We start from the raw sequence: 14,424 nt of genomic DNA, 5'->3' as shown, positions 1-14,424 counted from the left end.
TACCTTCATCCCCCGCCCCTCTCCCCCCGCCACTTACGTCTCCAATCCGACTCCTCGCGGAATCGTTCCTCGTACGGGGACCCCTCACCCCTACCATCTCGACCGTGTATCGGCGCGGGGGATGAGGGCCCCGGCGTCACGTTTCTCGCGCAAGGAGAGGCCCATGGCCAGATTGAGCGTCATGGAGCGCAGCGAGTCGCAGGCCATCATGTCGAGCATGCACGAGATGCTCGAGAAGCGCCTGGCCGTGAGCTCGCTCGCCCCGTGCCCCGTGGAGTTCACGGCGTCCTACGTGGCCATGTGCGCCACGCAGAGCTGCGGCAAGTGCACGCCGTGCCGCGTGGGGCTGCGCATGCTGCACCACCTGTTCGACGACGTGCTCGAGAACCGCGCCACCATGGAGACGCTCGACCTCATCGAGTCCACCGCGCGCACCATCTACCTGTCGAGCGACTGCGCCATCGGCTACGAGGCCGGCGAGGTCGCGCTCATGGCCGTGCGGGGGTTTCGCGACGACTTCGAGCACCACGTCAAAAACCACGCCTGCGGCTTCGCGCAGAGCCAGCTCGTCCCCTGTGTCTCGGGATGCCCGGCCGGGGTGGACATCCCCGGCTACGTGGCGCTCGTCGAGGCCGGCCGCTACACCGAGGCCGTGCGCCTCATCCGCAAGGACAACCCCCTGCCGCTCGTGTGCGGCCTGGTCTGCGAGCATCCCTGCGAGATGCACTGCCGCCGCGGCATGGTGGACGACCCGATGAACATCCGCGGCATAAAGCGCTACGCCGTGGAGCACGCGGATGATTACGCGCCCCGCATCCAGCCCGCGACCGGCCGGCGCGTGGCCGTGGTGGGCGGCGGCCCCGCAGGCGTCAGCTGCGCCTACTACCTCACCCTCATGGGCCACGAGGTCACCATCCTGGAGCAGCGCGCGCACCTGGGAGGCATGCTGCGCTACGGCATCCCCAGCTACCGCCTGCCGCGCGAGGACCTGGACCGGGAGATCCGGTGGATCTTGGACCGAGGCATCTCCGTGGAGCTCAACCACCCCGTCTCCGGAGACGAGCTCGCCCGCCTGCGCGCGGACTACGATGCCGCCTACCTGGCTATCGGTGCCCATGCGGACAAGAAGCTCGGCCTGCCCGGCGAGGACGCACCGGGCGTGCTCAGCGCCGTGGCGCTCCTGCGCGACATGGGAGACGACAACCCGCCCGACTTCGATGGCCTCATCGTGGCCGTGATCGGCGGCGGCAACGTGGCCATGGACGTGGCCCGCACCTCCGTGCGCCTGGGGGCCAAGAGGGTCGTCATCGTCTACCGCCGCCGCGTGGGCGATATGACGGCCCAGGCCGAGGAGGTCGCCGGGGCGCAGGCCGAGGGCTGCGAGGTCCTGGACCTGCACGCCCCCCAGGAGGTCGTCACGGACGCCCGGGGTCGCGTGGTGGGCCTGCGCGTCGCCCCGCAGATCATCGGCGGCCTCAGGCGGGGACGCCCCGCCCCGCGCCCGGCGGAGCGCCCCGACGAGGTGATCGCCTGCGACCGCGTGATCGTGGCCATAGGCCAGGACATCGCGTCGGCCCCTTTCGAGGAGCTCGGCGTGCGCTGCGAGCGCGGCCGCATCACCACCAACCCGGACGGCTCGGTCCCCGGCAAGGAGGGGCTCTTCTCGGGCGGAGACTGCCAGTCCGGGCCCGCCACCGTCATCCGGGCCATCAACGCCGGCAAGGTCGCGGCCGGAAACATCGACAACTATCTTGGCTTCGACCATAGGATCGAGCTGGACGTGGACCTGCCCCCGGCGCGCTTCACGGGCAAGGTCTCGTGCGCGCGCTGCGAGATGCGCGAGCGCGAGGCGTCCGAGCGCGTAGGCGACTTCGCCCTCGTCGAGCGCGGCCTCACGGACGAGGAGGCGCACCAGGAGGCGTCGCGCTGCCTGCGCTGCGACCACTTTGGCATGGGGGCCTTCAGGGGAGGCAGGGTCGAGCAATGGTAAACCTGACCGTAGACGGCCGCGCGGTGAGCGTGGAGCCCAAGACGTCCATCCTCGACGCGGCCGCGCGGGCGGGGGTCAGCATCCCCACCCTGTGCTACCTGCGCGGGCTCAACGAGATAGGCTCCTGCCGCGTCTGCGTGGTGGAGGTGGAGGGGACCGACCAGCTCGTGGCCGCCTGCAACAACGTCGTGTCCGAGGGCATGGTCGTGCGCACCAACAGCCCCAAGGTCCGCCAGGCGCGGCGCATGAACGTGGAGCTGCTCCTGGCCACGCACGACTCCGAGTGCACGAGCTGCGTGCGCAGCGGCAACTGCACGCTGCAGACCGTGGCCAACGACCTGGGCATCACGTCTCTGCCGTACGACAGGCACCTCGCACACGAGCCGTGGGACCAGAGCTTCCCGCTCATCCGCACCAACGACAAGTGCATCAACTGCCTGCGCTGCGTCCAGGTCTGCGACAAGGTCCAGGGCCTGGGCGTGTGGGACCTCGTCAACCGCGCCACGCACACGAGCGTGAACACGCGCGGGGCGGTCCCCATAGCCGAGTCCGCCTGTACGCTCTGCGGCCAGTGCATCACCCACTGCCCCACAGGCGCCCTGCGCGAGCGCGACGACACCTCCCGCGTCTTCGACGCCCTGGCGGACCCGGACAAGGTCGTCGTGGTTCAGATCGCGCCGGCCGTGCGCGCGGCCTGGGGCGAGCAGCTCGGCCTCACGCACGAGGAGGCCGGCGTGGGGCGTCTGGTGGCCGCCCTTCGCCAGATGGGCGCGGACTACGTCTTCGACACGGACTTCTCGGCGGACCTCACCATCATGGAGGAGGGAAGCGAGCTGCTCCAGAAGCTCGCTCACCCCCAGGACCAGAAGCTCCCCATGTTCACGTCGTGCTGCCCGGGGTGGGTGCGCTACGTCAAGGCCACGCGCCCCGAGTTCACCGACCAGCTCTCCAGCTCAAAGTCGCCGGGCCAGATGTTCGGCGCCATCGCCAAGAGCTACTACGCCGAGCTCATGGGCATAGACCCGCACCGCATCTTCTGCGTGGAGGTCATGCCGTGCACGGCCAAGAAGGCAGAGGTGGCCATCCCCACCATGAACGACGCCTGCGGGGACGCGGACGTGGACGTGGCCCTGACCACGCGCGAGGTCTGCCGCATGATTCGCGCCGAGCACCTGGACCCCCGGGCACTCCCGGACGAGGCGTTCGACGAGCCCCTGGGCACGGCCACGGGCGCGGGCGTGATCTTCGGCGCCACGGGAGGCGTCATGGAGGCGGCCCTGCGCACGGCCTACCACCTGGTGACGGGCGAGAAGCCCACGCCCGACGCGTTCTCCGCCGTGCGGGGGCTGGATGGCTGGAAGGAGGCCACCTTCGACCTGGCGGGCGCGCCGGTGCGCGTGGCCGTGGCAAGCGGCCTGGCCAACGCCGGGCTCCTCTTGGACGCCCTTGCCGCGGGCGAGGTCTCCTACGACTTCGTGGAGGTCATGGCCTGCCCCGGGGGCTGCGCGGGCGGGGGTGGCCAGCCCATCCACGAGGGCCAGGAGCTCGCCGGCGCGCGCGGGGACGTGCTCTGGGGCCTCGACCGCGCGGCCGATCTGCGCAACTCCTACGAGAACCCTGCCATCGCGGCCTGCTACGAGGACTACCTGGGAGCCCCCCTCTCCGAGCGCGCCGAGAGGCTCCTGCACACGGATCATCGCGCCTGGCGGCTCCCGCGCGAGGCCGCGCTCGGGTAGGACCCCTTGGTCAGAAGCGCGCGCGACGTGCCGTGCGGCCCCGCTCGACGGGGCCGCAGCATGGGATTCATATGTTGTGAACCGCGCCGAGGACCCTACCTCACGATTTGGTCTACTATAGCAAAACAGCTTAAAGTCAATTGAAGGAAGGCGGCGCAGGTGATGGGCACAGAGAGCGCACCGGTACGTCCCCTGCGCCCCGCGGTCCCCCTGGGTGGAAAAGTGAGCTGGGGGCTCTGGCCGTCTGGTTGTCCCGCTGCTCTGGGCCACATTCATCCGTTAACCAAAGGGGGCCCGTGCGCCTCGGCCGTGCCGGCCGTCCGGGGGCAGGGGGCGACGCCGGGGAACTAGGGCGCCAGGCAGCCTTTTGCGCGGGGCTCGCTGCAAACCAGCGGTTCCCGCGCAGGAAACTGCGAGACATACCTTTCTCTTTGGGGCAGCGCCACGTGCGTGCTTCGACGAGTTCAGGGAATGCAGAGACTCTGGAAGACCGGTTTTTTGCCGGAAGGGCGTAGCCCTAAAAGTCTTCCCTAGTAGTGGGCATTCTCCCTGTTTTGTCGGACGGCGGACAGCTGAGGTGGTGATGCGCATGTGGTACGTGATTCAGGTCGCAAGGGGTCGCGAGGAGGCCATGGTCGAGCTCATAGCTCGAGTGGCCTCTGCGGAAGTCCTCGAGGAGTGCTTCTACCCCCAGTACGAGGCCGAGATCAAGCTTCACGGCCTCTGGGTCCCCTGCGCCAAGCCACTGTTCCCCGGCTACCTCATTGCCATCTCGGACGATCCGGTGGCGCTCGAGTCAGAGCTCGCGCGCCTTCCCGAGTTCGCCCGCCTGCTCACCATGGGCGAGAGGCCCGTCCCCCTGGCAGACGAGGAGGTCGCCCTCATCGGCGCGCTCACCCGCCCCGGCGAGCGCGTGGTCCCCATGAGCCGCGCGGTCAAGGAGGGCGAGCGGGTGACGGTCGTGGACGGCCCGCTGGTGGGCCACGAGGGCCTCATCCGCGACGTGAACCGCCGCAAGTCCACGGCATATCTGGAAGTCAACCTGTGCGGGCGCACGGTCTCCACGCGCGTGGGGCTGGCCGTCCTGGCCGCGTCGGACGAGGACGCAGCCGTAACCGCACGAACGAGAGCGAGGGCCGCCTGCTCGTGTACGAAGAGATGACGTCGGACGTGGACGTGGCGGGGGCAGCCGTGGCTAGCCCCCTTGAGGAAGAGGTTACGGTGGTCAGCCCCCTCGAAGCGGAGGCAGCCGCCTATCCTCCCGACTTTGACGAGAAGGCCTTTGCGGTCGCCCACCCCGAGGTGACCTATCGCGCTCCGGCTCCCGTGGCGGGCGCGCTGCCGCTCCCGGGAGGAGTCGCGTACCGGGCTGTCAAGCGCGTCTTCGACTTTGTGTTCTCCGCCTGCGTGACGGTGGTGCTGGCCATCCCGGTTGCGATCGCGTGCCTGGCCATCCGTCTGGAGTCGGCTGGACCGGCCATGTTCACCCAAGAGCGCATCGGAAAGGACGGGAGGCCTTTTCGCATATACAAGATCCGCACCATGTACGTCGACGCTCACGATCATCCGGAGCGCTACCTCAACGAAACGCAGCTCGAGGAGTGGCGTCGCGAGCAGAAGGTAGACCACGACCCGCGGGTCACGCACGTGGGCCGCATTTTGCGTAAGGCCTCCCTGGACGAGCTCCCGCAGTTCCTCAACGTCCTCAAGGGTGACCTCTCCGTTATAGGGCCGCGCCCCGTGACCGAGGCCGAGACCTGGCAGCTGGCAAACGCCCGCGATGAGTTCCTCTCCCGCAAGCCTGGCATCACTGGCTGGTGGCAGGTCACTTCCAGAAACGATGCCACGTGGGCCGACGGCGAGCGTCAGGGGCTTGAGCTCTTCTACGTGCGCCATGCGAGCCTGAGCCTGGACCTAAGGATCTTCGTCCGCACCTTCAGGGCCATGGCGAGAAAGACGGGGCAATAGCTTGAGACCTGACTTTTGCAAGGCAAGGGTGGGCTTCGTTATCTTGGCGTGGAACTCCGAAGCCGTGGTAAGGCCCTGCCTGGAATCAGTTTTGGCTCTGGACTGCACAGATCTTGATGTGTGGGTTGTGGATAACGGCTCTACGGATTCTACGCCTTGCATTCTGGCCGAACTCTCATCAGCCCATTCGAATCTGCACGTCGTTACCAGCGATAAAAATTTGGGTACTACTATTTCCCGTAATGAAGCTCTTAAAGAAATTGAATCGGCTACAGACTATATCTGCATACTCGACTCAGGCACAGTTGTGAACCAAGCTGCATTCGATCAGATGGTAGCTGTGTTGGTTTCGAATCAGAAGATAGGTGTAGTTGGACCGACAATGTCAAGCTCAGACGGGTCTGTCCAGCTATCTGGCAGGAATCTTCCTACGCCTAGTATTAAGCTTGGTAAGGCATGGCCATTTGGTAGTGTCTCAAAAAAAGCAGCAAAAGCGGAGGAGCCTAAGACGCCTATCGTTAATGGGATTCAAGATGTGGGGTATCTGCTTTCGGCTTGTTGGGTGCTTCCTAAGCAGGTCCTTGACCTTGTTGGTCTTTTTGACGAGAAGATTTTCTACGCTCCCGAAGATGTGGACTGGTGTGTGAGATGTCATGCGGCTGGGCTGCGTGTCGTTCGTTGCTACGAAGCACATATAGTGCATGAGTATCAGCGTTTATCGCATAAGAAGATTATGAGCAAGATGAACCTTGAGCATATAAAGGGACTCGTGTATTACTTCTGGAAGAACAGGTATTTCTCCATGGCTCCTGAGCAAATACGCTAATTATAAAAGAGAGTATAATGGGACTATCTACTTTTGATGTATTTAAACATATTTTAAATACTGATGATTCAGTTGAAATATCACCTGATATGCTAGAGCAGCTCCAAAACGTGCTTCGCATGATGCTGGGGGATATAAATGAGGTGTGCCTAGCCAATAAAATTACGTACGTTTTGGGCGGTGGAAGTTGTTTGGGCGCAGTGCGGCACAGGGGCTTTATCCCCTGGGACGATGATCTCGATATCAACATGACACGGAAGGACTTCGCCCGCTTTTCAGAGGCTTTCTCAGCTCGTTTTGGCGATAAGTATTGGGTTCAGCAACCCGGTGTGACTCCAGGCTACGACCTTGCATTTCCGAGAGTCAGGCTCAAGGGAACGGTTGTGAAGTGTAGGGATGACTATGAGTCTGGTCAATGTGGGGCTTATATCGATATATTTTATATTGATAATGTTCCAGACTCCGCTCCTTTTAGGTATATCCATGGGACTGTTTCGCTTCTGCTCGGACTTGCCTATTCGTGTCGTAGATTTGCATCAAGAGGGGAGGAGTATCTGTCCCTCGTATCTGGATCTCCCAAGAATATGAGAATATTTAAAATAAAAATTATGTTCGGCAAGCTACTTTCTTTTCGTTCACCCGTAGCATGGACTATCACATGGGATCGCTGGAATGCCCGGTTTGGCAAGGAAAGATCGAAATATATTTCAGTTCCTGTTGGCCGAAAGCACTATTTTGGAGAACTCTATCGACGTAGTGATTTTTTTCCGGTTAAAAACGTGGACTTCGACGGATACGAAGTACCTATTCCTGTCCACTACGAGGTATATCTCTCTGGACTGTATGGTCCGGACTATATGACACCACCCTCTGAATTAGACCGTGAGAGCCACTTCGTATTTGAATTTGATTTGGGAAAGTACGGAAATAAAAGATCTGTAACCGGAATAACTGAATAGATGATTATTTAACTATGAACATGAAGCTTAACCGTAAGATAGAAGCACGAGATGAAATAGCAAGAGCAGTTAAATTTGTTGGTGCAAAGATTTTTGCCCTTGCGACTAAAGCACAGCTCTTGAGCCGCCCAACAGAAAAGAAACTTATTCTGCTGGAAAGTTTTCTAGGGACTCGCTTGGAATGTAATCCTCGCGCAATTTATGAGTATCTATGTGAGCATTATCCGAACCGGTTTTCGTATATATGGGCTGCACAGGATCCAGATAAGTGGGCCGATTTGGCTTCTCGGCCCAATACGAGAGTCATTCGGTATCGCTCTCAAGAGCATCGAAGAATGGCCTGCCTCGCGTCGGTCCTTATAACCAATAGCCCTCGTTCTAATGATCTTCCTGCTCGCAAAGAGCAACTTCAGATTCAAACATGGCATGGGGGCGGATGTTATAAAAAAGTTGGCATTGCAACTAATGCTGGCCTGCCATTCTCTCGGTTTATGACAAGAAATCAATTCTCTCATTATAACTATTTTGTTTCAAGTAGCAAGTTTTTTACAGATGAAGTAATTCGTAAACAATATGCGTATTCGGGTGAAGTTATTGAGAGGGGCATGCCTCGTAATGACAGATTGGTGACTAACAGTTCTTCAGAGAGACTGAGAATTCGCAAGAGCCTTGGATTAGACGAGATGGATTACCTTGTTCTTTTTGTTCCTACATGGCGTGATTTCTCTGACGATATTCCCCAGGTTGATATTAGCATCGTCCACGATGCATTCGAAGTTATATCGGATAAAAATATTATTTTTGGTCAACGGGGACATTATTTTTCAGAGTTTTCTGGCAAGGGTTTTGACCGCGATCTCTCTGACTATCGCGATATGCAGGGTCTACTTCTTGCTTGTGATGCCATTATCTCAGACTATTCGTCTGTTATCTGGGACTTCTCGTTCACCTATAGGCCTTGTTTTCTTTTTACTCCTGATTTAGCTCAGTATGAGCGCGACCGTGGTTTTGACGTTGACATCCACGAATGGGGCTTTCCAGTTTGTGAGTCGAATGAGGAGCTTGCGGAGGCGATTCGCTCATTTGATGCCATATCGTATAGGGTGCGAATGGAAAAGCATCATAATGACCTAGGTTCTTTTGAAACTGGCCATGCATGTGAGGCCGTCGCAAAGGTAATCGAGGAGCACGTCCGCACTCTTGAACAAGGGGAAAAACAATGAATGTGGCCGTGCTGTTTGCTGGTGGCGTTGGCAAAAGGATGCATTCGAGAGAATTACCAAAGCAATTTCTTGAGATTCACGGTAAGCCAATCATCGTTCATACGGCAGCACTATTTGAAGAGCATCCAGATATTGATAGCATCGTTGTTTCCTGTCACCCAGACTGGATTTCCCATTGCAAAGACATCTTTGAGAACTATGGGATTTCGAAAGTGAAGGCTGTTGTTCCAGGCGGTGAGACAGGTCAACTCTCCATCTATAGTGGTCTTTGCGCTGCAGAAAAACTCGCTGCCGGAGAGCGTTCGATTGTACTTATTCATGATGGCGTGAGGCCGCTCATAGCGCACAAGACCATAACTGACAATCTCGAGTCAGTGAGGTCCTATGGTTCTGCGATAACTACGATAGAGGCATCTGAGACGGTGGTTGAAGTTACGGAGGATGGCAGTATAGCCTCAGTTCCTCCACGCAGGAACATCCGCCTCGCACGTGCCCCACAGAGTTTCTGGCTTGAGGAAATTCTTGCTGCGCATAGGCGCGCCATCACCGAGGGCAGATCGGACTTCGTGGATTCTGCCACTATGATGATGGAGTATGGACACGGTCTGCATCTTATTGATGGGCCCGTGGAGAATATCAAGATTACGACGCCAGGAGATTTCTTCTCTATGAGAGCCATCCTGGATGCTCGCGAGAACGAGCAGATTTACGTTTAGTAGGGATCCAATATGAAAATCAGCAAGATGGTCAAACGTGACTTCGTCTCTCTTGGTCGTGATCTTTTCGAGCCTTTTCGTGAGGCAAGTATTGTTATTACTGGCGCGACGGGGTTGATTGGCTCGCTTGTTGCGCGTTATCTTTTACTCGCTAATGCCGCATACGATCTCAATGTGTCAATTTGTGTGCTTGTGCGTGATGCAGATAAAGCTCGTAATCTCTTAGAGGCATATGACGCCAATGGCGACGTTCACTGCCTTGTCTGCGACCTGCAGAGTGGGCAGATTCCCGAGGGCATTGATTCTTGCGACTACATCGTACATACGGCGGCCATTACTAGTTCAAAGATCATGGTTACGAAGCCGGTCGATACGATTGTCACCTCGTTCGAGGGCACACGAGCTCTTCTTGAGCTTGCTCATAGGACCGGTGCCAGAATGGTCTACCTCTCCTCCATGGAGGTGTATGGCAACATTGATAAGCGAGGTAAGACATCGGAGTCTGACCTGGGCTTCATTGACATTCGCTCGGTGCGGTCTGGGTATCCAGAAAGCAAGAGGCTGTGTGAGTGCCTCTGCACCTCATACGCAGAGCAGTATGGTGTCGGGGTAGCTATTGCCCGTCTTGCTCAGACCTTTGGCGCGGGTATTCTCCCCACCGAAAATCGAGTGTTCGCCCAATTTGCGCGTAGCGCTCTGGCGGGGGAGAACATAGTTCTCAAGACAAGGGGACTCTCCGAGGGCAACTATGTCTATGCAGCAGATGCGGTAGCCGCTCTACTTCTTCTACTTGCAAAAGGAATTGCCGGTGAGGTATACAATGTCTGCAACGAAGCATCTCATACGACCATACGAGGGATGGCGGAACTTGTCTCTCAGACGCTCTCTCAGGGCAAATCTAAGATTGTTCTTGAGCTTGATGAAGAGGGGGCATCTGGATATGCTCCTGACGTCCGTCTCTTCCTGAGCTCCGAAAAACTGCGCAATCTTGGTTGGGTGCCAACGGCCGACTTACGTGAAGCTTATCGGCGTCTTGGAGAGTTTCTTAGGGAGCAGAAGAACTAATGGGCGGGCGAAGCCTGAGGAAGAACTTTCTTCTTAACTCTGCATACCAGATCCTCCAGGCAGTGACTCCCCTGCTTACCACACCGTATCTTGCAAGAGTTCTTGGCCCAGATCAGAATGGAGTTTTTTCATATACACAGTCAATTACCAACTACTTCGTTCTATTTGCAACACTCGGAATGTCAATCTACGGGGTGCGCACCATTGCATTGTGCGGAGAAGACCGGAAAAAACGCTCTCAGACCTTTTGCGAAATTTATGCCTCTCAGCTTGGCGTTGGCCTTGTAGTTATGCTGGTCTATATCCTATATGCAGCGACGATACACAAGGGTGGGACAGTTATTGCAGCGCTCTGGGGGCTATGGGTGCTCTACGCGGCAACAGACGTTTCATGGCTTCTATTTGGATGCGAAGAGTTCAAGATTCCTACCATCAGGAGCTTCGCAACCAAGATCATTATGATTGTGACGGTATTCTTTTTTGTGCATGACGAAAACGACCTATGGGTTTATGTGATGGCTGTCTCGGGAAGCTACTTTTTAAATGCAGCTTCACTCTGGCCATTCATGAAGAACTATATTGATTTTGCCAAGCCTAAGCCAAGTGAAGTTTGGAAGCATTTAAAGGCAAGCGCACGTCTTTTTGTGCCTGTCATTGCAGTCTCGATTTATACCACGTTAGATAAGATCATGCTGGGCTCTTTATCTTCAAGTGATCAGGTTGCTTTTTTTGACTACTCGGAGAAAATCTCACGATTGCCTTTAAATGTGGTAACCGCCCTCGGCACGGTTATGTTGCCCCGAATGTCTCAGACGCTGCAATACGGTGATCGGAAAGAAGGCCTTTCGCTTCTTAAGACAGCCGTCTGGATTATGCTTGCTACCGCAATTGCCCTTGCTGCGGGCATCGCTGCGGTTGCGCCCGTATTTGTTCCCGTGTTCTTTGGCAAAGGATACGAGGCTTGCATTGGCCTTATGCGCGTTCTCGTGGTAATCATTCCTGTGATTTCGATGACAAATGTGATTGGAAAGCAATACCTTCTTCCCTCATCCCGTGACGGGGAGTACACGCTATCTTTGGTTATTGGGGCAATTGTCAACGTTGTCTTCAATCTCATCACTATCCCCTTGTTGGGGGCCATGGGGGCCGCCATTGGCACCGTGCTAGCAGAGCTATCTATTCTTGTGACTCAGTCAATAATGGTGCGCGAAGAGCTTCCCCTTCTCTCTTATTTTAAGGGCGCAATCCCGTTTTTGTGTATTGGAATAATTATGTCGGCAGCAATTCGGGTATTTGCCCCGCGAATGCTCCGTGCGAGGGGAATCTCTCTATTGACTCTCTTGGCGGAGGTAGTTGTAGGAGCTATCGTCTATCTTGGTATTTCAATCGTATGGTGTTTGGCGACAAAAGATGTTCAGTTTCGACGGCTCTTTGGGAAATACCTTCCAAGAAAGACCCGGAGTTAATTTTCATATAATCGAGCAGGATGCATTCATGAAGATCTATTTAGAAAAGGATATCTAGATGGTTGTGGGGCATATGGAACCTTCAAAACTTAGGACACGTCTGGCTTGTGCATCCTTTTTTTCTGGCTATGGATTGTGGCTTATTTGGAAGCTCGTGAGCATCTCTATGCTTTCAGTTGCCGAGGGGTCTGTATTTAATACGATGACTCATGCGCTCGTGTATGGGCTAATCTTAATATCGATCCTTATGAGCATCTCAATGGATGTCTCACTTATTTTATTTGTAATTACGGCAGGTATTGGGATAGCAGTAAAAATCGCAGCCGGTGATGTCCTTCTGCTAGACACGGCTCTCATACTTTACGCTGGCAGAAAAGTTGAATTTAAGAAGATAGCTTGGTTTACCCTATATCTCATTGGCGCAGGTAGCGTTGTCATTGTTGTTCTTTCGCAATTTGGAGTAATCCCGGACTATCTTTTTAAGCGAGGTTCTGAGGCGGTGCGGCACGGATTAGGCTTTCGATACTGCACCTATCTAAGCCATATATATCTTAATCTCGTAATGCTGCATCTCTATGTGAGAGATGGTAAGCTGCCAGCCTGGCAGTACATCGGAATTATTATAATTAATATATTAATATTTATATTTACGGATTCACGTAATTCATTCGCACTAGTCCTTCTCTTGATGATAGGAACTCTCTGCCTTAGCATCTTTAGACAAAGGCCATGGTTAGGTAGTTGTTTAAGATCTCTCGCCAAGTATTCTTTTGTTGCATTTTCTGTCATTGGTCTCGTTATGGCGCTTGTATATGATTCCTCAACTCCAGCATGGAAGGCACTAAACAGCCTCAGCAGCAATAGGCTTGCTCAAGATCATGCCTCACTAAATAAGTATGGCATCAAGCCATTCGGGCAGGAGATTGAATTTGCGGGCAACAGCTTGGTTACGGGAGGCTCACTTGTTTCAAGAAAGGAATCCTTTCCTGAGGCAGATAAGAATTATATTGAGAGTTCATATCTGAATACATTAGTCCTCAGAGGTCTTGTGCCATTTCTGGCTGTTCTTGTAGCATTTTCGGTCGCGTCGAGAGAGGCTGCATCAAAAGATGACTTACTGATGTGCCTCATTCTGTTTGTAATTGCAGCTCATTCTGCTTTTGACCCTCAACTCCTCAATCTTCTTTACAGCACGTTTCTATTCTGGGTTTGGCAAGAGTGCTCAGCGTTTTTTAGAAAAATAAGTATGGAATGTGCAGAGAAAAATAAAAGAGATTAACACAAGGCCATATAACTAGATAGGTTGAAGGAAGAGGAATAGGTGGACCTTGGGCTGGTAAGTAGATACCGCAAAGAATTATATGGGTTTTGTGCCATATGGATTATTCTATTCCATATGGCCCATAACGCTATGGTTGATTTTTCATTTGGAATATCTGTCCTTCAACCTCTACAAGCATTTGTATCCGTTGGAAGTCTTGGAGTCGATATATTCCTTTTTCTATCGGGAATTAGTCTTTACTATTCGTTTCAAAAAAATCAGAGGGCTGATCTGTTTATTATAAAACGGCTAACTCGTATCCTGCCGCCTCTGGCACTTACCTACGGAGTATTTTGGATTGCCCGATTCATCGGTGGAGATTACTCTTTTGCACAGCTGCTATGGAATTTTACGCTTATTTCAAGAATGGTTTCAGGATTGCCAGGCGGGGACAATGGCATGTGGTTTGTTGTGTTTATCATCGGTATGTATCTCATTTTTCCCTATATATATCTATTTATTTATGGTGTGTATATTGAAGAGTCATCTGAGAAAAAAAGTGAAGGTTTCATCTTTATGAGGATGGCTGCGCTGGTCGTTGCAGCCCTGCTATTCTACTGGCTGGTACATAAGTTTGACTTGAAGTGGTTTAAAATATCTGAAATAGGGCTTGCTCGCATTCCTATTTTCATTGTGGGTTGCTATGCTGGTCATTTGGTTAAGGAGAATGTTAGACTCCCTTGGCCGGTCTGGATTCCTGTTTTTATGATTACGATTATTTTCTTCGTGGTTGTATCTCCACCAGGCATTAGGCACTGGTGGTGGAGATTGGCATACTTTCCAGCTGGTATAACAGTAAGTTATTCATTGTCATTCATGATTGCTGCTGTGTCCAAATTGGGCAGCTTTGGAAGAAGGCTGCAATCTGTGTTAGGCATCTTTGGGGGCATCTCTCTTGAGGTTTATTTAACGCATTGCATCTTATTCACTAACAAACTTGGCCTTCCCCTTATTGACGGACGGCTCTGGCTAGCTATCATATTAGCTGCGTTCGCTGTGCTTTGGGCCCTTGCGGTTGGGAAGGCAACGAAAGCTATCTCTAAACTAATAAATAAGCGGATATAATTTTAATATTATTCCGATGCAAGCATCTTGATTGTGGTAAGGCTAGACTCATGGACGGACGTTCTCTGGGCGTATGCGAGGCAGTTTGG

Annotated in this window: 12 protein-coding genes; all 12 read left to right on the top strand. The window is 54.7% G+C overall.

Annotated elements, in window-relative coordinates:
- Window positions 1–163: 163 nt before the first annotated feature.
- The 12 genes from INP52_RS08080 to INP52_RS08025 all read left to right on the top strand — a co-directional run bounded on the left by INP52_RS08080 (window position 164) and on the right by INP52_RS08025 (window position 14,335).
- Window positions 164–1,990 carry an NAD(P)-binding protein gene (locus INP52_RS08080; RefSeq protein ID WP_194370716.1) on the top strand — a complete coding sequence of 609 codons (1,827 nt, stop codon included), beginning with the start codon at window positions 164–166 and terminating at the stop codon, window positions 1,988–1,990.
- Window positions 1,984–3,726 carry a [FeFe] hydrogenase, group A gene (locus INP52_RS08075; RefSeq protein WP_194370714.1) on the top strand — a complete coding sequence of 581 codons (1,743 nt, stop codon included), beginning with the start codon at window positions 1,984–1,986 and terminating at the stop codon, window positions 3,724–3,726. Before INP52_RS08080 ends, INP52_RS08075 begins: the two co-directional genes overlap by 7 nt.
- A gap of 589 nt (window positions 3,727–4,315) precedes the next feature.
- Window positions 4,316–4,888, top strand: coding sequence for an antiterminator LoaP (gene loaP / locus INP52_RS08070; protein ID WP_194370712.1), 573 nt, complete (start codon window positions 4,316–4,318; stop codon window positions 4,886–4,888).
- A complete protein-coding gene (locus tag INP52_RS08065) occupies window positions 4,873–5,694 on the top strand; it encodes a sugar transferase (protein WP_228478315.1) in 822 nt (273 codons plus the stop codon). The genes loaP and INP52_RS08065 overlap by 16 nt, the downstream gene beginning before the upstream one ends.
- Window position 5,695: 1 nt before the next feature.
- Window positions 5,696–6,520 carry a glycosyltransferase family 2 protein gene (locus tag INP52_RS08060; RefSeq protein ID WP_194370710.1) on the top strand — a complete coding sequence of 275 codons (825 nt, stop codon included), beginning with the start codon at window positions 5,696–5,698 and terminating at the stop codon, window positions 6,518–6,520.
- Between the two features lie 17 nt (window positions 6,521–6,537).
- On the top strand, window positions 6,538–7,479 hold the full coding sequence (locus INP52_RS08055) for a LicD family protein (RefSeq protein WP_194370709.1): 942 nt from the start codon (window positions 6,538–6,540) through the stop codon (window positions 7,477–7,479).
- A 14-nt stretch (window positions 7,480–7,493) separates the two neighbouring features.
- Window positions 7,494–8,702 (top strand): CDP-glycerol glycerophosphotransferase family protein, encoded by a 1,209-nt coding sequence (locus INP52_RS08050; protein ID WP_194370707.1) that lies wholly within the window; start codon window positions 7,494–7,496, stop codon window positions 8,700–8,702.
- Window positions 8,699–9,418, top strand: a complete 720-nt coding sequence (locus tag INP52_RS08045; protein WP_194370705.1) for an IspD/TarI family cytidylyltransferase — start codon at window positions 8,699–8,701, stop codon at window positions 9,416–9,418. Before INP52_RS08050 ends, INP52_RS08045 begins: the two co-directional genes overlap by 4 nt.
- Window positions 9,419–9,430: 12 nt before the next feature.
- The gene (locus tag INP52_RS08040) at window positions 9,431–10,483 is read left to right on the top strand and encodes an NAD-dependent epimerase/dehydratase family protein (protein ID WP_194370703.1); all 1,053 of its coding nucleotides are present in this window, start codon (window positions 9,431–9,433) and stop codon (window positions 10,481–10,483) included.
- Window positions 10,483–11,949 carry a flippase gene (locus INP52_RS08035; RefSeq protein WP_194370701.1) on the top strand — a complete coding sequence of 489 codons (1,467 nt, stop codon included), beginning with the start codon at window positions 10,483–10,485 and terminating at the stop codon, window positions 11,947–11,949. Before INP52_RS08040 ends, INP52_RS08035 begins: the two co-directional genes overlap by 1 nt.
- 58 nt (window positions 11,950–12,007) lie before the next feature.
- Window positions 12,008–13,228: a hypothetical protein gene (locus INP52_RS08030; RefSeq protein ID WP_194370699.1), complete on the top strand. Its 1,221-nt coding sequence runs from the start codon at window positions 12,008–12,010 to the stop codon at window positions 13,226–13,228.
- A 42-nt stretch (window positions 13,229–13,270) separates the two neighbouring features.
- Window positions 13,271–14,335 (top strand): acyltransferase family protein, encoded by a 1,065-nt coding sequence (locus tag INP52_RS08025; protein ID WP_194370697.1) that lies wholly within the window; start codon window positions 13,271–13,273, stop codon window positions 14,333–14,335.
- Window positions 14,336–14,424 lie beyond the last annotated feature (89 nt).

The organism is Thermophilibacter immobilis (genome assembly GCF_015277515.1).
GTDB lineage: Bacteria > Actinomycetota > Coriobacteriia > Coriobacteriales > Atopobiaceae > Thermophilibacter > Thermophilibacter immobilis.
The sequence above is the reverse complement of the archived record's forward strand: the minus strand, read 5'-3'. Positions and strand labels throughout refer to the sequence as shown.